The organism is Planctomycetota bacterium, assembly GCA_039819165.1.
Classification (GTDB): Bacteria; Planctomycetota; Phycisphaerae; order Phycisphaerales; family UBA1924; genus JAHCJI01.
Genome location: JBCBSM010000001.1, coordinates 1,097,831 through 1,123,309, shown reverse-complemented (window position 1 = coordinate 1,123,309; position 25,479 = coordinate 1,097,831). Strand labels below are relative to the sequence as shown.

Annotated in this window: 24 protein-coding genes; 15 read left to right on the top strand and 9 right to left on the bottom strand. The window is 70.3% G+C overall.

Annotated features, from left to right (window positions below; translation table 11 throughout):
- Positions 1–31: 31 nt before the first annotated feature.
- A complete protein-coding gene (locus tag AAFX79_04945; protein ID MEO1007890.1) occupies positions 32–343 on the top strand; it encodes a hypothetical protein in 312 nt (103 codons plus the stop codon).
- A 10-nt stretch (positions 344–353) separates the two neighbouring features.
- Here AAFX79_04945 and AAFX79_04940 read toward each other — a convergent pair whose 3' ends face one another.
- Entirely contained in the window at positions 354–1,211 is an 858-nt protein-coding gene (locus AAFX79_04940; GenBank protein ID MEO1007889.1) for an undecaprenyl-diphosphate phosphatase, read from the bottom strand.
- A 100-nt stretch (positions 1,212–1,311) separates the two neighbouring features.
- On the opposite strand from AAFX79_04940, the gene AAFX79_04935 reads away from it, so the two are divergent.
- The 9 genes from AAFX79_04935 (at position 1,312) to AAFX79_04895 (ending at position 10,326) form a co-directional block, all read left to right on the top strand.
- Positions 1,312–2,205, top strand: coding sequence for an RNA methyltransferase (locus AAFX79_04935; GenBank protein ID MEO1007888.1), 894 nt, complete (start codon positions 1,312–1,314; stop codon positions 2,203–2,205).
- A 94-nt stretch (positions 2,206–2,299) separates the two neighbouring features.
- Positions 2,300–3,634, top strand: coding sequence for a TlpA disulfide reductase family protein (locus AAFX79_04930; GenBank protein MEO1007887.1), 1,335 nt, complete (start codon positions 2,300–2,302; stop codon positions 3,632–3,634).
- 19 nt (positions 3,635–3,653) lie between these two features.
- Positions 3,654–4,235, top strand: a complete 582-nt coding sequence (locus AAFX79_04925) for a tRNA (cytidine(34)-2'-O)-methyltransferase (protein MEO1007886.1) — start codon at positions 3,654–3,656, stop codon at positions 4,233–4,235.
- A gap of 117 nt (positions 4,236–4,352) precedes the next feature.
- Positions 4,353–4,592: a hypothetical protein gene (locus AAFX79_04920; protein ID MEO1007885.1), complete on the top strand. Its 240-nt coding sequence runs from the start codon at positions 4,353–4,355 to the stop codon at positions 4,590–4,592.
- Positions 4,593–4,736: 144 nt separating this feature from the next.
- On the top strand, positions 4,737–5,435 hold the full coding sequence (locus AAFX79_04915; protein MEO1007884.1) for a peptidoglycan recognition family protein: 699 nt from the start codon (positions 4,737–4,739) through the stop codon (positions 5,433–5,435).
- Positions 5,436–5,783: 348 nt separating this feature from the next.
- Entirely contained in the window at positions 5,784–6,659 is an 876-nt protein-coding gene (locus tag AAFX79_04910) for a serine/threonine-protein kinase (protein ID MEO1007883.1), read from the top strand.
- Between the two features lie 22 nt (positions 6,660–6,681).
- Entirely contained in the window at positions 6,682–7,608 is a 927-nt protein-coding gene (locus tag AAFX79_04905; GenBank protein MEO1007882.1) for a metallophosphoesterase, read from the top strand.
- Between the two features lie 46 nt (positions 7,609–7,654).
- Positions 7,655–8,980: a serine hydroxymethyltransferase gene (glyA, locus tag AAFX79_04900; GenBank protein MEO1007881.1), complete on the top strand. Its 1,326-nt coding sequence runs from the start codon at positions 7,655–7,657 to the stop codon at positions 8,978–8,980.
- Positions 8,981–9,030: 50 nt separating this feature from the next.
- On the top strand, positions 9,031–10,326 hold the full coding sequence (locus tag AAFX79_04895) for a GC-type dockerin domain-anchored protein (GenBank protein MEO1007880.1): 1,296 nt from the start codon (positions 9,031–9,033) through the stop codon (positions 10,324–10,326).
- On the opposite strand, the gene AAFX79_04890 is transcribed toward AAFX79_04895, so the two are convergent.
- Together AAFX79_04890 and AAFX79_04885 are read right to left on the bottom strand one after the other, a co-directional pair.
- A complete protein-coding gene (locus tag AAFX79_04890; protein ID MEO1007879.1) occupies positions 10,327–10,881 on the bottom strand; it encodes a cysteine dioxygenase family protein in 555 nt (184 codons plus the stop codon).
- A 38-nt stretch (positions 10,882–10,919) separates the two neighbouring features.
- Positions 10,920–12,245 (bottom strand): aminotransferase class V-fold PLP-dependent enzyme, encoded by a 1,326-nt coding sequence (locus tag AAFX79_04885; protein MEO1007878.1) that lies wholly within the window; start codon positions 12,243–12,245, stop codon positions 10,920–10,922.
- 100 nt (positions 12,246–12,345) lie between these two features.
- Here AAFX79_04885 and AAFX79_04880 point away from each other — a divergent pair, with 100 nt between their 5' ends.
- Positions 12,346–12,912: a hypothetical protein gene (locus tag AAFX79_04880; protein ID MEO1007877.1), complete on the top strand. Its 567-nt coding sequence runs from the start codon at positions 12,346–12,348 to the stop codon at positions 12,910–12,912.
- Between the two features lie 24 nt (positions 12,913–12,936).
- Here the strand turns inward: AAFX79_04880 and AAFX79_04875 are convergent, their stop codons facing one another.
- Both AAFX79_04875 and AAFX79_04870 read right to left on the bottom strand, forming a co-directional pair.
- Positions 12,937–14,256 carry an imidazolonepropionase gene (locus tag AAFX79_04875; GenBank protein ID MEO1007876.1) on the bottom strand — a complete coding sequence of 440 codons (1,320 nt, stop codon included), beginning with the start codon at positions 14,254–14,256 and terminating at the stop codon, positions 12,937–12,939.
- Entirely contained in the window at positions 14,256–17,396 is a 3,141-nt protein-coding gene (locus tag AAFX79_04870) for an amidohydrolase family protein (GenBank protein ID MEO1007875.1), read from the bottom strand. Before AAFX79_04870 ends, AAFX79_04875 begins: the two co-directional genes overlap by 1 nt.
- Positions 17,397–17,543: 147 nt before the next feature.
- Between AAFX79_04870 and AAFX79_04865 the strand changes: the two genes are divergently transcribed.
- The gene (locus tag AAFX79_04865; GenBank protein MEO1007874.1) at positions 17,544–18,761 is read left to right on the top strand and encodes a diphosphate--fructose-6-phosphate 1-phosphotransferase; all 1,218 of its coding nucleotides are present in this window, start codon (positions 17,544–17,546) and stop codon (positions 18,759–18,761) included.
- Between the two features lie 18 nt (positions 18,762–18,779).
- On the opposite strand, the gene AAFX79_04860 is transcribed toward AAFX79_04865, so the two are convergent.
- Positions 18,780–19,481 (bottom strand): DUF1579 family protein, encoded by a 702-nt coding sequence (locus AAFX79_04860; GenBank protein MEO1007873.1) that lies wholly within the window; start codon positions 19,479–19,481, stop codon positions 18,780–18,782.
- A 212-nt stretch (positions 19,482–19,693) separates the two neighbouring features.
- Positions 19,694–20,863 carry a 3,4-dihydroxy-2-butanone-4-phosphate synthase gene (ribB, locus tag AAFX79_04855; GenBank protein ID MEO1007872.1) on the bottom strand — a complete coding sequence of 390 codons (1,170 nt, stop codon included), beginning with the start codon at positions 20,861–20,863 and terminating at the stop codon, positions 19,694–19,696.
- Positions 20,864–20,932: 69 nt separating this feature from the next.
- On the opposite strand from ribB, the gene AAFX79_04850 reads away from it, so the two are divergent.
- The 3 genes from AAFX79_04850 to AAFX79_04840 are packed head-to-tail and all read left to right on the top strand — an operon-like array spanning position 20,933 to position 22,057.
- Positions 20,933–21,619, top strand: a complete 687-nt coding sequence (locus tag AAFX79_04850) for a class I SAM-dependent methyltransferase (protein MEO1007871.1) — start codon at positions 20,933–20,935, stop codon at positions 21,617–21,619.
- A 49-nt stretch (positions 21,620–21,668) separates the two neighbouring features.
- Positions 21,669–21,848 (top strand): hypothetical protein, encoded by a 180-nt coding sequence (locus AAFX79_04845; protein MEO1007870.1) that lies wholly within the window; start codon positions 21,669–21,671, stop codon positions 21,846–21,848.
- Between the two features lie 14 nt (positions 21,849–21,862).
- On the top strand, positions 21,863–22,057 hold the full coding sequence (locus tag AAFX79_04840; protein MEO1007869.1) for a hypothetical protein: 195 nt from the start codon (positions 21,863–21,865) through the stop codon (positions 22,055–22,057).
- Positions 22,058–22,125: 68 nt separating this feature from the next.
- On the opposite strand, the gene AAFX79_04835 is transcribed toward AAFX79_04840, so the two are convergent.
- On the bottom strand, positions 22,126–23,661 hold the full coding sequence (locus AAFX79_04835; GenBank protein MEO1007868.1) for a carboxypeptidase M32: 1,536 nt from the start codon (positions 23,659–23,661) through the stop codon (positions 22,126–22,128).
- 61 nt (positions 23,662–23,722) lie between these two features.
- Positions 23,723–25,471: a M3 family oligoendopeptidase gene (locus AAFX79_04830; GenBank protein MEO1007867.1), complete on the bottom strand. Its 1,749-nt coding sequence runs from the start codon at positions 25,469–25,471 to the stop codon at positions 23,723–23,725.
- Positions 25,472–25,479: the final 8 nt, after the last annotated feature.

Below are 25,479 nucleotides of genomic sequence, written 5' to 3'. Positions count from 1 at the left end.
ATTCCGGCCCCTGGCGGTACCATCTACGCGGATGGCGATCCTCAGCAAGGTCAAGTTCCGCCACGCCGGCTCTGCGCCGCTGCAGCCCCACGAGCCGGTGCCCGGCACGCCCGGCCGGATGGCGGCGCTGCTGGCCTTCGCGGGCTTCGTGACCTGCGGGCTCGCGTCGCCCTTCGCCTTCGTCGCGTCGATCATCGCGCTGATCAAGCGCCCCGATTGGTTTGGCTTTGCGGGTCTGGTGGTCAGCGGGGCCCAGCTGGTGGTGCTGATCGACGCCATCTTCGCCAAGAGCGCCTTCCTGACGCTCTCGATCTCCTACTTCCTGTGGTTCTTCAGCGTCTAGGGGCCGCCGCCTAGCCGCCTATCTGCACCAGTCCCCCAAGGACGGCGGCGAGCAGCGCGCCCGCGAGCGCGATGCGGTACCAGCCGAACACCGCCAGGCCGTGCGTGTTGAGGAAGCCCACGAGCCACTTGACCGCGAGTGCCGCCGAAACGGTCGCGACGGCGATCCCCGCGGCGAGGTTCACCCAGCCGAGCTGCTCGAGCATGCTCGATTCGTCGCCCCGCAGGTCCTTGGCGAGCTTGTACACGCAGGCGCCGCCCAGCGTCGGCAGCCCGAGCAGGAAGCTGAACTCCGCCGCGTCCTTGGGCTTCAGGCCGACGACGACGCCACCGGTGATGGTCATCATCGAGCGGCTCGTGCCCGGCACCATGGCGACGCACTGCATCAGCCCGATGACCAGGGCCCGCAGCGGCGTGAGCTCCTCGATGGTCCGCCCCGCGTCGGCCTTCCGCCGGGGCGCCACGAGCTTGCGATCCAGCACGATCATGTACACGCCGCCGATCGCCAGCGCGATCAGCACCGGCGTGGCGTGGAACAGGTAGCGGTCGATCAGTTCCTCGAACAGCAGCCCCAGCGCGACGGCGGGCAGGAAGGCGATCAGGATGTTGATCGCCAGCCGCAGGCCCGCGCGGTCGCGGCCCAGCAGCCCCCGCAGCATCTGCCAGACCCGCTCGCGGTAGAGCCCCAGCACCGCAAGGATCGCCCCGCCCTGGATCACGATGTTGAACGCGTCGACCGCCGACTTGTTCTCGGGCGTATCGAGCCCCATCAGCCCCGACGCCAGGATCAGGTGCCCCGTCGAGCTCACCGGGAGGTACTCGGTGATGCCCTCGACCAGCCCCAGCACGATGGCCTGCCACAAGTCCATGCCTGGGGGTCTCCGGTGCGTCCGAGGGTCGCCAGTCGACGCGCGGCAACCAGCGGGCGTCGACGGTAGCCATCGGGCGATCCGGCGTGCAGAATCACCCGTGACCCCCGACGCGAGCACCACGGGCCCCGCCTGGACGCCGGTCGACGACCTCGACGACCCCAGGCTGGTGCCCTACCGCAACCAGAAGGACGCCTGGCTCCGCGTCCAGCGGAACGGCGGCACCGGGCTGGGGGGTCGATTCCTCGCCGAGGGAGAGATCGTCGCCGGCGAGCTGCTCGCCTCGGCCTACCCGGTTGAGTCGGTGCTCATCACGCCGACGCGGCTCGAGACGCTGCGGCCCGAACTCGAGCGATTGCCCGGCGGCACCCCCGTGTTCATCGCCGAGCGCCCCCTGGCCGAACGCATCGTGGGCTTCGACATGCACCGCGGCGTGCTCGCGCTGGGCCGCCGCACGCCCGGCCCGTCGGTCGCCGAGCTCGCCGAATCCTGCAACGCCCTGCTCGTGCTCGAGGGCCTGTCCAACCACGACAACATCGGATCGCTCTACAGGTCGTTCTCGGCCCTCGGGCCGCCGCGCCGGGGCGTCGTGCTGGCGCCCGGCTGCGCCGATCCGCTGTATCGCAAGGCGCTGCGGGTGTCCATGGGCCACGCGCTCCGCGTGCCGACGGCGACCGCCGACGAGTGGCCGGGCGACCTGGAGGTGCTCGACGGGGCCGGCTTCGAGACGCTCGCGTTGACGCCCGAAGCCGATGCCATCCCGATTGCGGACTTGCAACTGCGGAGCCCGCCGGCCAGGGTGGCCCTGATGGTCGGGGCCGAAGGTCCGGGGCTGAGCGAGGCGGCGATGTCCGCCTGCCGGCATCGGGCTCGCATCCCCATGGCACCCGGCGTCGATTCGCTCAACGTGGCGGTGGCGGCGGCCATCGCCCTGGCGGCCGTGTGCGAACCGGCCCCGAACGAGGGAACTTCCGCCGCCGGCTCACGTCTATAGAGTGGGGCGTGTCCGTGGCCCGGGCGTTCTGCCGGCGGCGGGTCGCTCGGGCATCCTAGTGGATCGGACGGAGATCTCTCGAAGGGACGAACTCATGCGCGGATTGCTGCAGACCATCGCCTGCCTCGGCGTCGCTACCGGAACGGCCTTCGGCCAGGCCGAGCCCGACATCACCCGCGAGGGCGCGGGCGAGCGCCGAGAGGCCCTCAACGCCATGGAGCTCAGCCGCTTCGATGCCAGCCTGCTCGAGGGGCTGACCGACTGGGTCGGCACGCCCGTGCGGCCGCAGGACATCGAGGGCCGGCCCGTGCTGCTGGTCACCTGGGCCAGCTGGCACAGCGCGTCCATCCCCGCCGCTCGGGCCGCCCAGCAGATGGCCGAGCAGCACGGCGGCAAGGGGCTGGTCGTCATCGGCGTGCACGCCGACGAGGCCTACGAGGGAGCCGCCGACATCGCCGCCCGCCGCGGCATCGAGTTTCCCTTCGCCCGCGACGCGGGCTCGAAGCTCCGCGAGGCACTCAAGGTCGACCTCGACCCGGACTACTACCTCGTGGACCGCGCGGGCCAGCTGCGCTACGCCGACATCGATCGCAGCGCGCTGCGGGAGGCGACGCGGAGGCTCGTCAACGAGAGCTTCGACGACGCCGCGGGCGTCGAGGCCAAGCTCGAGTCCGCCGCCGAGCAGCGGATGCGGGATCGCCAGCGGATCGCCAGCGTGAGCCGCGGCGACATCGCCCAGATCCCCGACTGGACCATTGCGGGCGTCGACGCGATTGCCTACGACGACGCCGACTGGCCCGCTCGCTGGCGTGACTACGAGAGCGACACGGGCGGCCGGTTCCAGAGCGATCGCAATCGCCCGGTGCTCGATCTGAACGCCGGCAGCGTCAACTGGATCGGCCAGAAGCCCAACTTCCAGGGCCGCGTCATCGTGGTGCACTATTGGTCGCCCACGCTACTGGCCAGCTACGACGGGCTGCACCGCTACATGGGCCAGCTCCAGAAGGACTACGGTCGCGACGTCGCCGTCGTCAGCACGATCGTGCCGCTGCTGGACGTCAACCCCAGCGACTACCGCAGCAACCCCGAGCGCGTCGCCGAGGCGGAGCAGGCCTTCCAGCGCACGATCGAACGGCAGCTCCGGGGCACCCAGTTCGAGCAGTCGACGGCCTTCGACCGGGAGTTCGAGTGGCTCGCGACGTCGCTCAACGAGACCTCGACCGAGCCGCGGCAGATCCTCCGACGCCTCCAGCGCCGCTTCCCCTGGCCCATCGTGATGCTCTACAGCAGCGATGGCACGCTCCGCTGGATGGGCACCCCGCGCAACGATCGGTTCCGAGCGGCCCTCGACCGCATGGTCGCCGTCGATCCGGCCGTGCAGGAGCGGCGCCGCCTCGACGCCGAGTTCCTTGCCCGCACGGGCAACTGAGCTCCGCCCGCCCCGAGCCATGCAGCACCCACCCGCCCCGGCCGATCCGTTCTTTGGCGTGGTGCTGCACGAGCCCGAGATCCCCAACAACACCGGCAACATCGGCCGCACCTGTCTGACGATGGGTGCGGCCCTCCACCTGGTGGAGCCGCTGGGATTCAGCCTCGACGAGAAGGCCCTCCGCCGCGCCGGGCTGGACTACTGGCCCCGGCTCGCCCCTTCCGTCCACGCGAACTGGCCGGCATACGAGAGCTCCTATCCCAACCCGACGCGGTGGTACTTCACCGCACGCCGCGGCCGGCCGGCCTTCGAGGCTCCGCTACGCCGCGGCGACCACCTCGTGTTCGGGCGGGAGACCGTCGGCCTGCCCGGCTCCGTCCTGCGTGGCAATGAGGACCGCTGCGTGCACCTGCCGATGCTCGCCGGTGAGCGTTCGCTCAACCTCGCCACCGCCGTCTGCGCGGCGCTCTGCGAGGGAGTGCGGCAACTCGTCGCCCGCGGCGAGGCGGCCGTCGGGGACGCCGGCGAGCTGGTCGATCGGGGGCGGCGGACCGCGGAAATATTGGCCGTTCGAGAACAAAACCGGGGCCCCAGCGTATAGCTATGTGTGCTCGTTGTGCGGCTCGCAAGAGGCCGCGACAAGCAACGAGCACGCAGCATCTCTCTCTCCTCCTCCGGTGTACCGCCCGTCGAAAGACGGGCGGTACACTCTTGGTGCATGGCGACGACGCCCCGCAATCCGGCACGCCGCTGCATACTCCGACTCTGCGCGGGCGTGGCGGTGGTCGTTGCGTCGGCCGCGGTCGCCGGCTGCCGGGATCCGCTGGTGAGCGGCAGCCAGATCCGTTCGCCCTTCCAGCGGTACGACCGCATAAGAAACCAGGATGCCGAGGCGTTTGTACGGGACGAGTTTGGGCGCCAGCGTCCCAACATTGCAGGGCGATTGGCGCCGCGATAGGTTTGGCAGGACGGGCCGATCGGTACAAACCGGCGCGGCCGCGACATCCACGGACGTTTTGCGAAGCACGCCGGAGGGGTTGTCCGATCACTGCCACGGGTTGCAAGGCCGCAGCCCGCACACGCGCACGGAACAGAGCACCGGATGAAGCACCAAGGCCCCCGCAAGGACGCGAGCAGTGCCCCCGAATTTGCACGGGTCTTGTTTGGTTCTCGACAGGGCCTGATCGTCGGCTCGTTCGCGTGCTCGATGCTGCTGATGGCGATGGTGCTGCTGGCCATCGACGGCCAGCGGGCGCCGGCAGTGGGAGGCCGCATCATCCCGATGGCCGCCGCCAACGCGAGCGTGCCGCTCGAGACGATCACCGCGCCGCCCGAGGGCCTCGACCGCTCGCGGTGGACGCGGATCGTGATCCACCACAGCCAGGGCCGCCACGGCGACGCCGCCCAGATCGCCCGCCAGCACGAGGCCCAGGGCCTCGCGGGGCTCGGCTACCACTTCATCATCGGCAACGGCCGCGGCATGGCCGACGGCGAGCTGCACGTTGGGTCTCGCTGGCAGAAGCAACAGCCCGGCGCCCACGTCGCCGGCCCACGCTCGCTCGAGCTCAATCGCGACTCGATCGGCATCTGCCTCGTCGGTGACGGACGGCTCGAGCCCTTCGGCCGCCGCCAGATGGATCGGCTCGTGGTTGCCGTGTCGGCCCTCGCCCGGGAGCTCGATATTCCGATGTCGAGAATCCAATTGCATGAAGATCTGGCCGAGGTCTCCAGCCCGGGCCGCTTCTTCCCGCGCGAGGGTTTCTACCAGCGCCTTGCCGAGTCGGGCATCCCGGCTCGCTAAGCGGCGCCGTCGCATGCCCGCGGCCCGCCGCCGCGGCGTGAAACCGGGCAGCCGACGCGTCGAACACATAGACGGAGCCTCGGGACCTCCGGGCGCGTGTGCATTCGCGCTGGGTGCATTCGCGTTCATGCTCCGCGGGGAGGACGATCTGCCGGTTTCGGCCGGCGTGGGCCGCGGGTTTCGCCGCGATGGACGGACCGCATCGGCCGATAGACCGGCTACCGTACTTGCTTGGTCGGGCGGAGCCCCGCGACCGGGCGAGCGCCGCGTCGCCGGCCGCCGCCCGGGATGCCGGATCGCACGGGGAGCCGTCCGGGCGGCGCTCGGCAGCAGGGAGAAGGACGCACGGTGCAGCCGCTTCGCAAGGGAGATGTCATCGAAGGGCACCGCGTGCTCGACGAACTCGGTCGCGGGGCGGCGTCGATCATCTATCTTGCGCAGGACGAGCGTAGCAAGCAGATCTGCGCGCTCAAGCACGTCAAGCGGGAGGACGCCAAGGACCAGCGCTTCCTGGAGCAGGCCGAGTACGAGTTCAAGGTTTCGACGAAGCTGGACCATCCCAACATCCGCAAGATCCGGCGGATGATCAAGAAGAAGCAACTCCTGCAGACCAAGGAACTGTTCCTGGTGATGGACCTGGTTGACGGCGTGTCGATGGAGGCCAAGCCGCCCAAGACCTTCGAGGAGGCGATCTCGGCCTTCTTCCAGACGGCCCAGGCCCTGGCGCACATGCACGAGCGGGGCTTCGTGCACGCCGACATGAAGCCCAACAACGTCGTCATCGAGCCCGATGGCACCGCCAAGATCATCGACCTCGGCCAGTCGTGCGCGACCGGCACGGTCAAGCCCCGCATCCAGGGCACGCCGGACTTCATCGCCCCCGAGCAGGTGCATCGCCGGGCGATCACGCCCAAGACCGACGTGTACAACCTGGGCGCCACCATGTACGCGTGCCTCACGCAGCAGCGGATCCCCACGGCCCTGGCGGACAACAACAGCCTGGTGAATTCGCTGGACGACAGCCTGATCGAGAAGCCCAAGCCCGCCAGCGAGCTCAATCCCCGCATCCACCCCAAGCTCAACGACGTGATCATGCAGTGCGTCGAGGTGGATCCGGCCAAGCGGCCCGAGTCGATGGCCTACGTCGCCGACCGGTTGAACCTCATCCTGGGCATCGTGCGGGCCGAGGCCGAGAGGCAGGTCCGCCCGTCGGCGGCCAGCTGAGCCGCCCGCCGCGGCGCACCCGATGCGTGCCTTCGCGTTCGAGCACCTGGATCTCGCGTCGGCCGATGCCGTGGCGGAGGTCTTCTACCGCGCCGCGGAGGCCTCGCGGACGACGGCGTGCCGGCGGGGCTCGATCGAGGTGGTCGAGGCCCCGGGTCGTCTCATCGCCACGGGCGACCTGCACGACAACCCGCAGCACTTCGCGGCACTGGTGCGGCTGGCGGGCCTGTCGGGCGACCCCGCCGAGACCCCGGCCGACGAGCGCAGTCACCTGACGCTGCACGAGCTGATCCACGGCGAGAACCTCGTGGGCGGCATCGACTTCAGCTACCGGGCGCTGGCCCGGGTGGCGGCGCTCAAGGCGGCCTTCCCCGAGCACGTGCACGTGCTGCTGGCCAACCACGAGCTGGCGCAGATCGTCGGATCGGGCATCGTGAAGGACGGCGTCCGCGTCGTCGAGGCGTTCAACGACGGCGTCGAGCGGATGTTCGGCGACGATGCGGATCGCGTGCATGCTGGAATCGAGGCCTTCGTGCGGGCCATGCCCCTCGCGCTGCGGTGCGAGACGCCCAGGGGCCGCATCCTGTGCAGCCACAGCGTGCCGAGCCCGGCGATGATGGGCCGATTCGACGTAGGCATCCTGGATCGCGACCTGACCGACGACGACTACCAGCCGCTCAAGGGGTCGGCCCACATGATGGTGTGGGGCCGCCACTACGACGCCGAGAGCCTGGAGGACCTCGTCGAGCGGTGGGGGGTCACGATGTTCGTGCTGGGGCACGAGAAGGTGCCCGAGGGGGCCCGCTTCGTGCCGCCGTGCGCGGTCGTGCTCAACAGCGACCATGCCAACGGCGTGTACCTGCCCATCGACCTGGCCAGCCCGCCCGATCCGCAGGAGGCGCCGCTGTTCGCCGAGCGGCTGGGCGTGCCGCCCGAGACCACGGGCTAGCCCGCAACCCGCACGGGCACCGGGGGTCCTTGCGCTAGCATTGCCCATGAGTACGGTGCACGACGACGGCCTGGAGTCCATCCGCGCCCGGGATCCGGAGGTCGCGGCGATCCTCGACCGCGAGGCCGACCGCCAGGCGACGACGATCGAGCTCATCGCCAGCGAGAACCATGCCTCACCGGCGGTCATGGCCGCCACCGGGTCGTGCATGACCAACAAGTACGCCGAGGGCTACCCCGGCGCCCGCTACTACGGCGGCTGCGCGCACCACGACGAGGCCGAGCAGCTCGCGATCGATCGCGCCAAGGACCTGTTCGGCGCGCAGTTTGCCAACGTACAGCCGCACTCGGGCGCGCAGGCGAACGCTGCGGTGTTCCTGGCGCTGCTCAAGCCCGGCGATACCTTCGCATCGCTGGTGCTGGCCGACGGCGGGCACCTCAGCCACGGGCTGAAGGTCAACATGAGCGGCAAGTGGTTCAACCCGGTGCACTACCCGCTGCACTACGACGAGGACCACCCGCAATTCGAGCAGATCGACTACGACCGCGTGGCGGCCATCTGCGAGGAGCACCGCCCGAAGGTGCTGATGTGCGGCTACTCGGCCTATCCGCGGGTGATCGACTTCGAGCGCTTCCGCGAGATCGCCGACTCGATCGACGCCTTGCTCGTCGCGGACATCGCGCACATCGCGGGCCTCGTTGCCGGGCGGGTGCATCCGTCGCCCCTGCCGCACGCGCACGTGGTCACTACGACGACGCACAAGACGCTCCGCGGTCCCCGCGGCGGGCTGATCCTGACCGACGACGCCGACCTGGCCAAGAAGCTCGATCGGGCGGTGTTCCCCGGCACGCAGGGCGGCCCCCTGATGCACGTAGTGACGGCCAAGGCGGTGGCCTTCGGCGAGGCGCTCACGCCCGACTTCCGCCGGTACGCCACGCAGGTGGTGGCCAACGCGAGGGCGCTCGCGTCGGCGCTGCAGGGCCACGGCTACCGCATCACCAGCGGCGGCACCGACAACCACCTGATGCTCGTCGACCTCCGCGCCAAGCACGAGGACCTGACCGGCGCCGATGCCGAGCAGTGGCTCGAGCGGGCCGGCATCGTCTGCAACAAGAACGGCGTGCCCCAGGACCCCAGGCCGCCCCGCGTCACCAGCGGCATCCGCCTGGGCACGGCCGCCGTGACCACTCGCGGCTTCGGCGAGGCCGAGATGGCCCGCGTCGCCGGCCTGATCGATCGGGTGCTGGCGGCGGGCCTGAAGGGCGAGGTGGTCGCCAGCGAGGCCGCCGCGGTGCGCGCCGAGGTCCGCGAGTTCTGCAGCGCCTTCCCGCTGCCGGGGCACGCGGGGCATGGGGTGGGTGCATCCGTGTAGGTCGGCGGCCGGTAGACTCTGCCGGCGGATGGGCAGCAGAGGAGCACGACATGCACGCCAGGATCGCACTCGTGGCCGGCGCCCTTCTCGGGACGGCGGCGTCCATCGCGTGGTCGCAGCCCACCTACCGCATCATCGATCTGGGCGAGGTGACGCCCGAGTTCGGCATCGTCGACGCCACCTTCGCGAGCGATGCCGGACCGATCGGTGGCATCGGCTTCGAGCCGGTCGAGGGCAAGCCGGTGGGCCTGCTGTGGTCCGACGAGGGCGCCTCGGTCGAGCGGCCGATGCTGCTCCGCGCGGGTGACAATGCCAGCGAGGTCCAATTCGTCGGCAACGACGGGAAGCTGCTCGGCTCGTCGATGGAGATCACGTTCGAGCAGATCGGCTCGATCACACTCATCATCATCGACGCGGTCGCGGTCGAGTGGGACGATGAGGGCGAGCCATCCCCGATCGCGGATCGGCTGTCCTCGCCGCCCGCGTTCGATCTGACCTCGGCCATTGCACGGAACGCCACGGGCCGCATCGTCGGCCACGGCGAGCAGGAGAACATGACGGGCGGCCGGGATCCGAAGGGCTGGCTGCTCGATGTCGATGGCGCACTAGTCGACCTGGGCGATCTCGAGCGGCCCTGGGCCATCACCGAGCGGGGACTCGTCGCCGGGTTCCGGACTTCGCTGCAGGATCGAGCCCGGGCGTGGCGCGACGGCGTGGTCATCAACCTGCACGACCACCCGAGCATCACCGGCGTGACGAGCCGTGCGTGGGACGCCAACGCCGCCGGCGACATCGTGGGCGAGGCCCAGTTCGACATCTCGCAGCCCGAGTACGCCACGATGTGGAGGGCTGACGGCGGCGGCTACGAGCCCATCCACCTGCTCGAGCCGCTGGGCTTCGGGCGACCGCAGGGCAACGCGCGATCGATCAACGACCGAGGCGAGATCGTCGGCTGGTACGCCGATCTCGATACCCCGCCATTCGACGGCATCCGGGCGTTCTGCATGCCCGGCGGCCCCGGGGGCCCCTTCTTCGAGCTCAACGATCTCGTGCCCGAGGCCGCCGCGCAGGGCTGGGGCCTGCTGCAGCGGGCGGATCACGTCAACGAGCGGGGCTGGATCGTGGGCACGGGCGTCCGTTTCGGCGTGCTGGGCAACGCCTTCCTGCTCATCCCCGAGTGCCCGGCCGACGTCGACCGAGACGGCGAACTGACCCTCTTCGACTTCCTGGAGTTCGGCAACCTGTTCGATGCCGGCAGCGTGGCGGCCGACTTCGACTTCGATGGCCGGCTGACGCTGTTCGACTTCCTAGCCTTCGGCAACGCCTTCGATGCGGGCTGCGACTAGCTAGCCGTCACCCGGTACGTCAGCCGGCAGCCCGCCCGGCACATCGCCCGACGCGAAGGCGTAGGTGCTCATCTGCTGGATGGGCGGCGAGTACACGTGCAGCGTGATCAGGTCCAGGCCCGGGGCCTGCATGTTGGCCACCTGGTGGATGTCGGCGTCGGCGGCGGCGCAGATGTAGCCCGGCTGCATCAGCGTGCGGCCCGTCGGGCAGACCTGGCCGCACGCGGTCCGCTCGTACTGGATCTCGGTGCCCTCGCCCTCGATGACCTTGAAGGCGCAGCTGGAGCCCTCGTGGTCGTGGATGGGCGTGGCATCCCCGCTCCGCCAGCACAGCGCCAGCAGCTCGAACCACTCGCCGCGGGCGATGGTGTTCCGCCGATAGCCACGCACCCCGAAGCGGCAGGACGGCGCGATGTCGCACCGGGCCACGTCGAGCCGACAGAGTAAGTCCTCGAGCACCTCGAGGTCCGCCCGCCCCCTCAATCCACGCAGATAGCCCACCAGATCGGCGAGCTTGGGCGACATGGATGGCGTGGGTGTGTCGGCGGCCGGCATCTGGTAGACAGTATACGAAACGAGCCAGCCCGGGCCCATCAGCCGCCCCCACGCTCCCGCCGCAGCTCCTCGCGGAGGGCCTCGGCGAGCGCGGCGTACTGCTCCCGGGTGTTGAAGAGCTGCGCCGAGATCCGCACGCACCGCACGCGGCCGCCGGGGCCCGGGATCGAGTGCACCGGCACCTGGATCCGGTGGCGGGCCAGCAGCGCATCCTGGAGCGCATCGTGGTATCGGGTTGGCCGGGCCTCGAGACGCGCCCGCGCGTCGTCGTCGTGCGGCGGCAGCGCGATGAGCGCGATGCAGGCCGTCATCTCGTCGGGCACCGGTGGAGCAGCTTCGAGCGCGTCGCAGACGATCCGGCGGCCCTCGACCGCCAGTGCGCGGTTGCGCTCGCGGATCGTCGACCAGGCCTCATCCAGAACGCCATCGGGCGGCAACTCGGCGGCGGGCGATCGCCGGGGCGGCTCGCTCCGCGCGATCGCGGCCATGATCCGCAGCGCTGCGGGCACCGTGAGGACCGCCGTGGGGTCCTGCGTGCCGACGTAGTCGAACTCGGTGTGCAGCCGCGGCCGGTCGGCCGGCGGCTGCTCGGCCATGTTCGAGAGCACCATGGGCCGGAAGTTGTCCCGGTGATCCTCCCGAACCCCCAGCACGGCCGACCCCTTGGGCGAGCACACCCACTTGTGCAGGTTGCCCGTGTAGTAGCTCGGGGCGAGGGCATCGAGATCCAGCGGCAGGTGCCCGGGTACGTGCGCACCGTCGACGATCGTCCTCACGCCGCGGCGTTCGAGCTCGGGGACGAGCCGCTCAACGGGCAGCACCATCGCGCTCGCGCTGGTGATGTGGCTTATCAGGGCGGCCCGCGTTCGCTCGGTGACGCGGCCGAGGACGGCCTCGACGATCGCGTCGGGCGTCGGATCGGGGAACGGCAGCGTCGCCGCCACCGGCGTCGCGCCGCTCTGCGCCGCCACGTGCCTCAGGTTGTTGGCGCACGCGGGGTATTCGTGGTCGGTGAGCAGGATCTCGTCGCCCGCCCGCAGATCGAGGTTCGCCAGCACCGTTGCCACCCCGGTGGTCGCGTTCGGCACGAACACGAGGCCGCCGGGATCGCAGCCGAGGAAGCCCGCGACGTCGCCGCGGACCCAATCCAGCAAGCCGAAGAGGTCCTCGCCGAAGAAGCGGACGGGCTCGGCCTCGAGCCGCGCGCGCCAGGCCGCCTGGGTCTCGAGCACCGCCGCGGGGCAGCCGCCGAAGGAGCCATGGTTGAGAAACGTGACGCCCGGCTCGTGGATCCACCATCGCGCGTCGGCGGATCCGCCCGTGGTCGGGGCCGTGGTTCGGGCTGGCGTCGCGGCGGTCGTCATCGGCGGCGTGCTCCGGGCGGTTTGCGGGCGTGCGGCGGTTCGCAGCGGGGGGTATGGTTGCCACGCTATGCGGGCTGCGAGACGAGTGCGTGCGCGAGCCGTGGTCCCCGTTCTGGCGGCCCTCGCCATTGGTGTGCCGCCCGGCTGCGGCTCGGACGACGGCACGCGGGACTGGCGCGGCGAACTGTGGACCCGCGAGCCGCCACCCTACCCCTTCGTACCCGTGCGGGTGGTGGTGCACGACCTGACGCGCGCGGGCGTGAACCCCGACGGCTCGCACTTCCTGCGCATCCACTTCCAGTTCCTCGACGCGTGGAACGACGACGCCAAGGGGCTGGGCCGGGTCAACGTCCAGATCTTCGCGACCGGCGAGTACGAGGGCGAGGCCATCGAGCCCTTCGCCTGGGCCGAGATTAATCTGAGCGACCTGGACCTCAACGGCCAGTTCTACGACCACGTCACGCGGACCTACGTGCTCGAGGTGCCCGAGGCGGCGATGCCCGAGTGGCTGCCGCCCGCGCTCGCGGAGCTCGATGCCGCCAGCGAGCGACCCCAGGCCGCCTTCTCGAGCTTCGCGGGGCGGATCACCATCCGCGTGGTCTACATGCAGGTCATCGGCGACGACGACAGCGGGACGACCAGCAGCGACTTCGTCCTGGCGCCCTAGGCCGCGATGCCCTCGGCGGTGCGATCAGGGGTCGACCTCGATCAGTTCGAGACGGCGGTACTTCTCGCGATAGCGATCCCGCAGCACGGTCTGCTTGTTCGACAGGTCGACCTCGGCGCCATCCAGGAAGGCGTGGTGGATGGTGGTCGTCATCTCGAGGGGCGAGCCGTTGGTGACCAGCAGCGTCGCGCTCTTGCCGGGTTCCAGCGTGCCGTACGCGTCGGCGATGCCCAGGATCTCCGCGGGCCAGCGCGTAATGGCGGCGATCGCATACTCCTGCGACAGGCCGAAGGCCACCGCGGTAGCGGCCTCGTAGGGCAGGTTGCGGACGTTCTCGTCCGAATTGCCGGACGTCAGGCACCAGGCAATGCCCGCGTCCTGCAGCCGCTTGGGCAGCGTGAACGCCTCATCGTGCGGCGCATCGTTGCGGCTGGGGAAGTTGTGCGTGCCGTTGACGATGACGGGCACGTCGTGCGTCGTCAGCAGATCGGCGAGCTTGGGCGCATCGCGGCCGCCGACGATGATGGGCTTCAGGCCGCGGCCCACCGCCCACGTCACGGCCGACTGGATGCGGGCCATGTCGCTGGCGTTGATGAAGATCGGCCTCTGGTCCTCGGCCGACGGCAGCACGCCGAGCATGCCCTCGTACACCAGGTCCACCGGCGTCGACTCGTCCGCCGACCGGGCGGCGTGGTAGGCCTCGGCCTGGTCGAAGAGCGCGTCGATCTCGGCGAGCCGGCGGCGGGTGGCGGCCTCGGCGTCGCTTCCGCGGCGGCCCGATGTCGCCGGCCGCACGTTCGGCCAGTTGAGCACGAGCCCGGCGTCCTGACGCACGGCCATGTCCTCCCAGGTCCAGCCGTCGAGGCGGATGATGCCCATCCGGCCCGGCACCACGCCGCCGCTGGGCACGGTGCCGGCGATCAGGATGCCGTTGGTGCGGGCGACGGGCAGCAGCGTCGAGTCGGGGTTGACTGCGACGACGGCGCGGACCTCGGGCTTGACCAACCCCACCTCCGAGAAGTCCCGCATCGCCCGGACCGAGGCGATCTCGGTCAGACCCAGCCGCGACGTCGCGCTGATCAGGCCCGGGTACACGTGCATGCCGCGGGCGTCGATCACGCGGGCGTCGTCGCCGAACGGTCGTCGGCCCGATCCGATGTCGCGGATGGTGCCGCCCTCGAACAGCACGTAGCCGCTGCGAATGGTCCGGCCCGCGCCGGTGTGGATGGTGGCGCCGACGATGGCGACGGAACCCTCGGGGGCCTCGGCGCGGGGGGTCAGGTCCTGGGCGAACGCCGCCGCGGAGAGCAGCAGCACGGCCAGCGTGGCGATCAGGCGGAGCATCAGCGGCCCTCCAGCTGGATCATCTCGAGGTACTCGGCCGGCAGCATGCCGCACGCGCCGCACATGCTCGCACCGGCGCCGGTTCGGTCCTCCGTGCCGTGGAACCAGGCGTAGACGCCGCGGCGGATGCGGTCGTCCTCATCGTCCGCCTCGGGCTCGTCGTCCCTGGGCGGGCCGAGCTTGGCCTGCTCGCGCATCAGCTTCTGGATGAGCCGCTCGCGTTCGCGGGCGATCCGCGAGCGATGCGCGGCGTCCCGCTCGAGGCTGTAGTACTCGCGACCGTCGATGAACACCCGCTCGCAGCGGCTCATGGTCGAGAGCGGGTCGCCGCTCCAGATCGCGATGTCGGCGTCCTTGCCGGGCTCGAGCGAGCCGACGCGATCGCCGATGCCGAGCTGGATCGCCGGGTTGATGGTTACGAACTTGATGGCCTCCTCGGGCGAGAGGCCGCCGTACTTGACAGCCTTGGCCGCCTCGACGTTCATGCGGCGGGCGAGTTCATCGCTGTCGCTGTTGAAGCTGACGTTGACGCCGGCCTCGTGCAGGATTGGGCCCGCATAGGGAATCGCGTCCTGCACCTCGACCTTGAACGCCCACCAGTCGCTGAAGATGCTCGCGCCGATGGCGTGCTCCTTGACGGCCTCGGCCACCTTGTAGCACTCCAGCCCGTGCTGGAACGTCCCGATCTTGAAGCCGAAGTCCTCGGCCACGCGGCACAGCATCAGGATCTCGTCCTGGCGGTAGCTGTGGCAGTGGATGAGCCGCTCGCCCGCGAGGATCTCGGCGAGGGCCTCCAGCTCCGTGTCCGTGCGCCCGTTCGCGGTCTTGTTGCCGTTGGCGGCGTACTCCTGGGCGGCATGGAAGCGATCGCGGATGAGCGTCTCGACGCCCATGCGGGTCTGCGGGTAGCGGGTGGTGAAGCGATCGCCCCAGTTGCTCTGCTTCACGTTCTCGCCCAGCGCGAACTTGATGCCGGGCATCGCGCCCTCAAGGTGCATGTCGTCGGGGTGGACGGCCCCCCAGCGGACCTTCTGGATGACGTTCTGCCCGCCGATGGGGTTGGCCGACCCGTGCAGCGTGTTGACGGTGGTGACGCCGCCGGCGAGCTGGCGGTACCAGTTCACCGGGTTGGGGTCGGTGGTGTCGGCCATGCGGACCTCGGCCGTGACGGCCTGGCCCGCCTCGTTGGTGCCGCCCGTCCACGTCCCCGTGTGGCTGTGGGCGTCGACCAGGCCCGGCGTGACGTGCCGGCCCCCGGCGTCGATCGTGCGATCGACGGCGATCTTCGGATAGCCACCCGTGCCGACGCTCTGGATGGTGCCGTCGCGGACCAGCACCCAGGCGTCCTCGAGGATGCCGCGGTCGGCCACGGTCCACACCGTGGCGTTGACAATGAGCAGGCTCTCGCTGGCGGGCACCTCGGCCATCGCGTAGGGGCCGAAGGGGTAGCCGCCGAGATCCTCGGGTGGCAGATCTGCGTCGTTGCTGTCCACCCGGGTGGTCTCTTGCTGCTCGTCCGCATCCCGCGGCTGCCGCACGCCGGTGAACTCGAAGACCCTGCCGTCCGAGCGTGCGCCCGTGCCGATGAGTGCATCGCCCGAGAGCGTGCCGGTGAGCGTGAAGATGCCCGGCATGCCGAAGGGTTCGTGGTCGAAGACGAAGGTGACCGTGTCGTTCGCGCGCTCGATCGTGGCGCTGGCGGTGGGGGTGTCGCCGCCCTCGATTGCCGGGTCGGAAATGGTCGCCTTGCCCTTGGCGTCCACGGTGGCGTCGAGGCGGAAGCGATCCGCGAGCGTCAGCTCCCACGTGCCCTCGAGGCTCGGCGGCTTGGGAGTACTGATCTCGTGCCGCCGCCCCTCGATCCACAGGTCGCGGATCTGGCTCTTAGCGTCGAAGATCGGCCCGGTCGCGACGATAACGTTCGCCAGCTTGCCGGCCTCGATGGTGCCGGCGTGCCGGGTGATGCCCAGCAGCCGCGCGGGCTCGGTGGTCAGCGCTGCGAGCGCCCGCTCCTCGGCTAGGCCGTGCTCGATGGCCCGCCGCAGGTTCTTGTGGAAGTCGCTCCGCTTGGAGAGCTTGCTGGAGGTCAACGCGACGCCGAGTCCGGCCTCGACCACGCGCCGCGGATTTGTCGGCGCCTGCTCCCAGGCCATCAGCGTGCCCAGGTCGATGCTCTCGGCCTGGGCCACGCTCGTGACCCGCGGTGCCTCGGGGAAATTCAGCGGCAGGACGAACCGAAGACCGCTCCGGGCGTCGGCCGATTCCTGGATCAACGCGTCGAGCCGCTGGTACTCCTGGCCGCTGCCGACGATGACCGCGTGGCGGCCGAACTCGCGGGCCATCTTGGCGGCGCGGATGGCCTCGAGCTCGCCAGGCGTATCGAACCACATGGGCGTATCGCGGTCGCCGATGGGCGTCAGCGCATTCGCGACGCCGCCGCCCTGGCGGGTCTGCCACTCGGCGTCGAGCAGCGTCTGGCGGACCAGCGCAACGGCGCCGACCTGCGACGTCGGATATGCTCGGGTGCCCCAGCCGCTCGACTCGAACGCGACGACCTGCGAGACCCTCTCCGCCAGGATCGTCGGTCGTTCCTTGCTCATGTCGTCGCTGGGCTCGGCCAGCGAGATCGCGCCCGTCCAGCCGCGGAAGATGCCGCCGTCCGGCGACAGCCCGGCGACCGCGAAGCCGAGGTTCCGGAGCTCGCCCCGCGTCGACTCGCCCGGCCACTCGGCGTCGAGCGCGTTGCGGCGGGGGGTGACCTTCGCGCTCCAGTGCGCACCGGGAGAGCCGGGTGGCGCGGGCGCGTCGACGTCGATCTCGTAGAACGGCTCGATGAAGGCCGGATACAAATGCAGCCCCGAGGCGTCATGCACCAGGGTGCCCGCCAGGGTCGCGGCCTCGCCCTGCGTGATGCTCACGATGCGGCCGCCCGCGAACACCAGCGTGCCCACGAAGGGCTCGGCGTCGGGGCCGGCGTGGATCGTCCCGCCGACCAGCGCCGTCCGGGCCGGCTCGCTGCGGCGGGGGCCGTTGGGGCGATCGGCGAGCGGCGAATCGCTGGTCGACTGCGCCGCTGCTGGTGCGGCGGATAGCAGCAGCCCGGCGAGCAGCACGCGGGACGCGTGGCGGAATCTGGGCATGGCGTGGCCTCTCCTCGGTCCGCGCAGCATAGCGGGAGGGGTGGGGGTCTGGGAACTCCTTCGCCCCGATGGCCCGCGGTCTTGAGTCCGAGAAGCGGCAACAATCCGCTTTCGGCGTCACGCCGCATCCACGAGGGAGGGGAATCCATGGCCGATCTGCCCAGGGGCGCTGCGGTTATCGGGCAATCCGGCGGGCCCACCGCCGTCATTAACCAGTCGCTCGTCGGCGTCGTCCGCGGGCTGCGTCGGACGCTCGCCGACGCCGGCGCCGTCGATCGCGTGCTGGGCATGCGGCACGGCGTCCGGGGGCTGACCGAGGGCTCCTTCGTCGACCTGACCGGGACCACCGACGACGTGCTCGATCGCGTGGCCGCCACGCCCTCGGCGGCGCTGGGCTCCACGCGGGACAAGCCCGACGATGCGTACTGCGAGCGGATCTTCCGCGCTTGCGAGCAGCACGGCGTCCGCTACTTCTTCTACATCGGGGGCAACGACAGCGCCGACACCTGCCGCATCGTCCACGAACGCGCCCAGCAGGCCGGCTACGAGCTGTGGTGCTACCACGTGCCCAAGACGGTCGACAACGACCTGCCCGGCAACGACCACACGCCGGGCTTCCCGTCCGCGGCGCGGTACGTCGCGATGGCGCACATGGCCGACGGCATGGACAACGCCTCGCTGCCGGGCATCAAGATCAACGTGGTCATGGGTCGCCACGCCGGCTTCCTGACGGCGGCGGCCGCCGCCGCTCGGTGGCGGGAGGGCGCGGGCCCGCACCTCGTGTACGTGCCCGAGGTGCCCTTCGAGACCGATCGCTTCGTCGACGACGTGGCACGCATCTTCGACGAGTACGGCCGATGCCAGATCGCCGTCAGCGAGGGCATCCAGGACAAGGAGGGCACGGCGATCGGCGCCGCACTCGTCGGCGGCGAGAAGGACGCCCACGGCAACGTCCAGCTCTCGGGCTCGGGCGCGCTGGGCGACCAGCTTGCCGACCTGCTCAAGGCCCGGCTCGCGCCCCAGGGCGGCAAGCCCCCCCGGGTGCGGGCCGACACCTTCGGCTACCTCCAGCGGTGCTTCCCGGATCCCTCGCCCGTGGACGCCGACGAGGCCCGCCGGGTGGGGGAGTCCGCCGCCGACCTCGCCGCCGATGGAAAGCACGGGCTGTCGGTCACCATCGAGCGGCGGCCGAGCGCCACCTACGCGAGTGCGATGGGCAGCCAGTCGCTGGCCGCGGTGGCCGCGCAGACACGCCACCTGCCCGCCGAGTTTCTCGACGGGCACGCCAACGTGTCGGACGCGTTCATGGACTACATCCGGCCGCTCGTGGGCGAGCTGCCGGCCTTCGCCGGCCTCGACGGCTAGCGCGAGCGGAGGCTTGGGCTAGCGGCCCCGGTTGCCGCCCATGGCGTTGCCGCCGTTATTGCCGCTATTGCCGGCGTCCCGGCCTGCCGCCTGCCGTGTGTAGTCGATCTTGAAGCCCGGCATCATCTCACCCTCGGCCTCGGGGTTGGGGTAGTAGCGGGTGAAGGTGAAGTGGTCGGCCCCGTGCTTGACCAGCTCGTCCTTGACCTTGAGCGTTTCGCCGGTCATCGGGTCGGTCTCGGTGCCGTGGTAGGCCCAGCCCTTGTCGGTGGTCTCGCCGGTGCTGTAGTGCAGCGCGGTGGTCATGTTGTCGGTCCAGAGGCTCTCCCACCTCTGGTTGACCTTGTTGTAGCCCTGCAGGCCCATGCCCTGCATCTCCATGCCCATGAAGTCGCCGCGGTAGTCCTGCTTGAGGAAGCGGCCACCCATGATCATGCTGAAGTTGGCGGTGCCGGCGCTGGTCCAGGCCTCGCCGCCCGGCATGAGCGACTTGACCTCGGTCTTCCAGGTGCCCAGGTAGTAGTGCATCTTCTTGTGGTGGTCGTCGGGGGCGGCGGCCTGCATCCAGGCCTCCATCATCGCGTCCATGTCCTGGGGCTGGCCCTCCTGGGCGACCGGGGCGGTCGAGCCGGACGCGCCGCCCAGCAGCAGGCCCGCGGCGAAGCTCAGGCCGGCGGCGATGCCAACGGTGGCACAGATCGCGGAAGTCGTGACTCGCATGGTTTCTCTCCGATTGCGGGGTGCGTTGGGGGAGGTGCCCGCCGGCGCTACGCGCGGCCGGTCGGGGCGCAACGGGTGCAGCGGGGCACAAAAGGGTAACCAATATGTGACCCATTTATCGTAGCCCGCGATTCCCTCGGCCGATCCATGGGAACCCGTGTCGCATCGCGGGCCACCCTAGTCGATGTATGTTTGGTTTGCAATAGGTATTGCTAGAACGCCAGCCGCTCGTGAATCGACAGCCCGAAGGCCTCCAGCTGCGGGTAGCCCACATCGGAGTTGCTCAGCAGCCGCAGCCGGCGGACGCCCAGGGCCCGCAGGATCTGGCTGCCCACGCCGTACTCGAGCATCGAGGGCGAGATCGACTGCCGGGGCGTATCGGCCTCGCTTGCGTCGAAGGGCCTGGTCAGCCGCTGGCCCAGGGCGTCACCCACGCCGCTGGGCCGGAGGTAGACCACCGCGCCGCGGCCCTCGTCCTGGATCCGCCGCATGGCGCGGTGGAGGGCCTGGCCCGTTGCGTCGGCGCCGCCGTCCCGGGCCAGGAAGATGTCGCCTAGCAGGTCCCGGCGGTGCATGCGGACGAGCGTGGGCTCGTCGCTCACGACGACGGTGCCGCTGGGCGCAAGGTCCCCCACGCCGCCAACGGTGAGCGCCAGGTGCGGCAGCGGATCGACCACCGAGCGGAAGGCCAGCAGCGTGAAGGGCCCGCACTCGGTCTCGATGGGCGTGCCGCACGCCGGGTCGAGTCGCTGGACGAGCGTCTCGCCCGCCAGGCGATGCTCGATGATCTGGCGGACCGAGCACATCTTCAGGCCGTGGCGGCGGCCAAACTCGACGAGGTCCGGCACGCGGGCCATCTCGCCGTCGGGCCGCATGATCTCGATGCCCAGGGCCGCGGGGTAGAGCCCCGCGAGGCGGCACAAATCGACCGAGCCCTCGGTCTGCCCGATGCGGACCAGCACGCCGCCGTCGCGGGCTCGTAGCGGGTTGATGTGTCCGGGGCGGACGAAGTCGCCCGGCCCCGTCGAGGGATCGATGGTCATCAGGATGGTCTTGGCCCGCTCGGGCGCGCTCACGCCGGTGGTGAAGCCGTGCTTGGGGTGCCCGTCGATCGAGACCATCAGCGGCGTGCCCCGCACCGAGGTGTTGCGGGCGGTCTGGGGGTGCAGGTCCAAGCGGTCGCAGTCGGCCTCGGTCAGGCTGACGAACAGGTAGCCCGCGGCCTCGCGGAGCATGAACGAGATCGCCTCGGGCGTGACGAACTGCACCGGCAGCACCAGGTCGCCCTCATTCTCGCGGTCCTCGTCGTCGGTGAGGATGACCATGCGGCCGGCACGCAGCTCGTCGAGGACCTCGGGGATGGTGGCGAAGGCGTCGCTCATGCCGCAGCGTAGCCCGAGTGGTTCGCGGGTCCGCCCCCGGCCGAACGCGATGCGGGGCTACCGTCGCGCATGGTGCACATGACCCCCGACCGCTGGCGGCACACCTGCGACTACCTCGACGGGGTCTTCGGCCATCCCCCGAATCAGCCCGACGAGTTCATGGCCGGCCTGATGCCCAGGGCGGTCGCGGCGGGGCTGCCCGACATCGCGATCTCGGCCTCGGTCGGCCGGTTGCTGCTGCTGCTGGGACGGCTCGTCGATGCGAGGCTCATCGTCGAGGTGGGCACGCTGGCGGGCTACTCCGGCATCTGGCTGGCGCGGGGGCTCGCCGAGGGCGGCCGGCTGCTGACCATCGAGCCCGAGGCCGCACACGCCGACTTCGCGGAGCGGGCCTTCGACGACGCCGGCGTGGGCGATCGCGTCGAGATCATCCGCGGCTACGGCACGCCCGAACTCGAGCGGCTCGCCGCCGAGCACCCCGCGGGCGTGGACATCGTCTTCTTGGACGCCATCAAGAGCGAATACCCAGACTACCTGCCCCACGCGACCGCTATGCTCCGGCCCGGTGGGCTGCTCGTCGCCGACAACATGCTGGGTGGCGGCAGCAGCTGGTGGATCGACGACGAGCCGGGCAGCAGCGACAGCCGGGACGCCGCCGACGCGGTCAACCGGCTGGTAGCCGTCGACGAGCGCTACGAGGCCTGCTGCCTGCCCATCCGCGAGGGCGTGCTCGTCGCTCGCAAGCGGAGCGGCTGATTGCGTCGTTGCTGAATCGCCGGCCCCGGTTTCCGGAATACCCTCGGCGATGCACTGGATCTGGTGGATCATCGTGGTCGTGCTCGGCGTTGCCGCAGTGCGCAACCTGTGGGCGACCTACGAGGCCCTCACCTACACGCCTCGCAAGACCGGGCGTGCCGCCTTCGAGTTCGCCTGGTTCCTGCTCGACATCCTGCTGATCCTGTTCATCCTGGGCGTGATCCCGTAAGGCCGGAGCAACGCATGCGGCACCTCCCCGGCAGCCTGGCCACCGGACGCGTCGTCGAGGTGGTGATCCACGTGGCCGCCGGCCTGGTGTCCCACGACATGAACCCGCTAGACGACCACGAGGCCGCCAACATCGGCCAGCTCGTGCTCATCGCGTGCGGACTGGCGCTCGTGGCCGCCGTCGTGCTCAAGGTGGTAGGGGTCTACTGAGGCGTGCCATCAGGCCTCCGTCCGAGCCGCGTGCTCACGCATGCGGCTCGGACGGAATGTGATCGCCGCTAGAGCCCGTAGACGGGTCGCAGCTTGCCGCCCAGGTAGTCCAGCAGTGGCTCGGACTCGAGCGGCCGGCCCGTGACCCGCTCGCACAGCTCGGCCGCCCCGTACCGGCGGCCGTGGGCGTGGATGTTCTCGTTGAGCCAGGCCCTGAGCGGGCCGAACTCGCCGCGGGCCATCTGGTCGTCGAGGCCGGAGATCGCGGCGTTGATCGTCCGCCAGAACTGGGCGGCGTAGAGATTGCCCAGCGTGTACGTCGGAAAGTAGCCGAACAGGCCGAAGCTCCAGTGCACGTCCTGCAGGCAGCCGTGCGCGTCGTCGGTCACGGTGAGCCCAAGGAACTGCCGCACCTTCTCGTTCCACGCGCCCGGCAGGTCGGCCACCGTCAGATCGCCGGCGATGAGCGCCCGCTCGATCTCGAAGCGGAGCATCACGTGCAGGTTGTACGTGCCCTCGTCGGCCTCTACGCGGATGAAGCTCGGCTCAACGATGTTGCACGCGGCGAACACGGCGTCGATGGAGTGCCCGCCCAGCTCCGGCAGGTGCTCGCGGGCGGTCGGATGCAGCCACTCCCAGAACGGGCGGCTGCGGCCCACGAAGTTCTCCCACATGCGGCTCTGGCTCTCGTGGATGCCCAGCGAGATCGAGTCGGCCAGAGGCGTGCCGAAGAGCGGCACCTCACCGCCCGTGTGGTCATGGGTCCTCCGCTTGGGCAGGCCCTGCTCGTAGATGCCGTGCCCGCCCTCGTGGATGGTGCCGTAGAGGGCGCTGGGGAAGAACGCCTCGTCGTACCGCGTCGTCAGCCGCGTGTCGCCCGGCGCGAGCCCGGAGCAGAACGGGTGCGTAGTGGTGTCCAGCCGCCCGGTCTCGAGGTCGAAGCCGAGCCGATCGAGCACGTAGAGACCGAGCTCGTGCTGGCCGCTCTCGGGCGCGTGGATCCGGATCGGCGCGTCGCTTGGCGCGGCGCCGCTGGTGGTCAGTTCCTTGACGAGCGCACTCAGTTGCTCGCCCAGCGGGGTGAACACGGCCTCGATCTGGTCGGCGGTGGCTCCGGGCTCGTACTCGTCGAGCAGCGCGTCGTACCGCTCGCCGCCGGCCTCGAAGCCATAGCAGTCGGCCTTCTGCCGCGACAGGTCGACCATCTTCTCCAGCCAGGGCGCGAAGGTCGCGAAGTCGCTGGCCTTGCGGGCGTCCTTCCAGACGTCCTGCGCCTGGCTGCCCGTGCGGGCCAGTTCCTCGACGAGATCCTGGGGCAGCTTGGTCGCGCGGTCGTAGTCCCGCCGCATCTCGCGGACGCTGGCCCGCTGGGTGTCGTCGAGGACCGAGGCGGCGCCGTTCTCGCACGCCGCAATCAGATCGCCGAGTTCGCCCGCCGTCGACCGCTGGTGCATCAGCCCCGCGAGCATGGCCTGCTGCTCGGCCCGGGCCGGCCCGCCGCCGGGCGGCATGTAGGTCTCCTGGTCCCACCCGAGCAGGGCCGCCACGGAGCCCAGCGTGGCGGACGTGCGCTGGTACGCGCACAGATCGGCGTAGATCGTCATGTCGTGCTCTCCCGTGCGCGAGTTGCTCTTCGGCCGACTACTTGCGCAGTTGCTCGGTCGGCTACTCGGGCAGCTTGGCCAGCTCGGCCTCGACGCGGTCGGTCAGCCGCTTGATCATGTCCACCGAGAAGTCGAGCCTGGCGCCCGCGGCCTCGAACAGCTGGGGCAGCGGCTTGCTGCCGCCCAGCGCGAGGGCGTCGAGGTAGGCATCGACGGCAACGGCCTCGCCCTCTTCCTGCGAACGCAACCAGAGCTGCAGGCTGCCCAGCTGCGCGATGCCGTACTCGATGTAGTAGAACGGATGGCTGAACAGGTGTAGCTGCCGCTGCCACAGCCACGCCCGCTCCTTGTCCAGCCCGTCCCAGGAGACGGCGTGGCCGAAGCGCTCGTCCAGCTCGAGCCACCAGGCCGTCCGCTGGTCGCGGTCGTGTCCGGGGTTGGAGTAGATCCGGTGCTGGAAGGCGTCGATGGTCGCGATCCACGCGAGCATCGAGATCGAGCTCTCCAGCTGCTGGCGGCTCGCCCGGGCGTGATCGGCGGCGTCGGGGTAGAAGCCGTCGCTCCCGCCCCAGTGGGGCATGCTGAGCAACTCCATCGACATGCTCGCCACCTCGGCGAATTCGATGGGGCTGTGGCGGTAGTGCAGCAGCGGCTCGTCCTTGCACTGCATGCTGTGGAAGGCGTGGCCCGCCTCGTGCACCATCGTCTCTACATCGCGATGCAGCCCCGTGGCGTTCATGAAGATGAACGGCTCGCGGATGCGGTCCCGCATGTACTGGTAGCCACCGGGGGCCTTGCCCTTGCGGCTGTCGAGGTCGAGCTTGGCGCCGTCGGCCGGACCACTCGCGTTCGTGCCGTCGCCGAGCGTCGCGAACATCTCGGCCAGCCGCGGATCGATCTTCTGGAAGGCTGCCTGCGACTTGGCGACCATGTCTGCGCCGTTGGTGAACGGCTTGAGCGGGGCGCGGCCCTTGACGTCGACGTTCAGGTCCCAAGGCCGCAGCGGATCGACGCCCAGCTTCTGGCGGCGGTCCTCGTCGAGCCGCCGCTTGAAGGGCACCACGACCCCGGCGACCGCGTCGTGGAAGGCCTTGCAGTCCTCGGGCGTGTAGTCGAAGCGATGCATCGACTCGAAGGCATAGCCCACGTAGTTCTCGAAGCCCGCGTTCGTGGCGACCTTGTGGCGGAGATCGAGCAGTTCGTCGTAGATGCCGTCGATGGCGTCGGCGTCCTGGAGCCTGCGCTCGGCCGTCAGCCGCCAGGCCCGCTCGCGGACGTCGCGATCGGTCTCTTGCAGGTACACGTTCATCTGCGGGAGGGTCTTCTCCTCACCGTCGAACTCGACGGTCATGTTGCCGACCGTTTCGGTGTAGCGCTGCTCGGTCTTGTCGATCTCGGTCAGCAGCGGCACGTTCTCGTCGCGGAAGAGTTCGACCTCGGCCTTGGTGTCGCGGCTGAGCACGCCGTAGCGGGCGTCGTCCAGCCCGAGGGCGTCGGTGAGCTCGGCCTGCCTCTTGTCGAGCTCGAAGCGGGCCGGCCGCAGCTTGGGCGAGACGTTCTCCAGGAAGTCGGTGTAGGCCTTCTTCTTGTCGGCGCTGGCCGTATCGCAGGTCATCGCGATGTAGAGGTTGGCCTGCGTCTCGCTGCACGCGGCCTCCAGCTCGCCGCGGTCCACGAGCCACCGCTCGAGCTCGTCCTGCGTCCGCACCTCGCGGCTGGTGAGCTCCTCGAACAGCGGCTGCACGTTGGCCCAGCGGGTGGCGTCGATGTCCTCGGGGATCGGGTTGGCGGCGGTGGGCGCGGTCGACATGGCAAGCC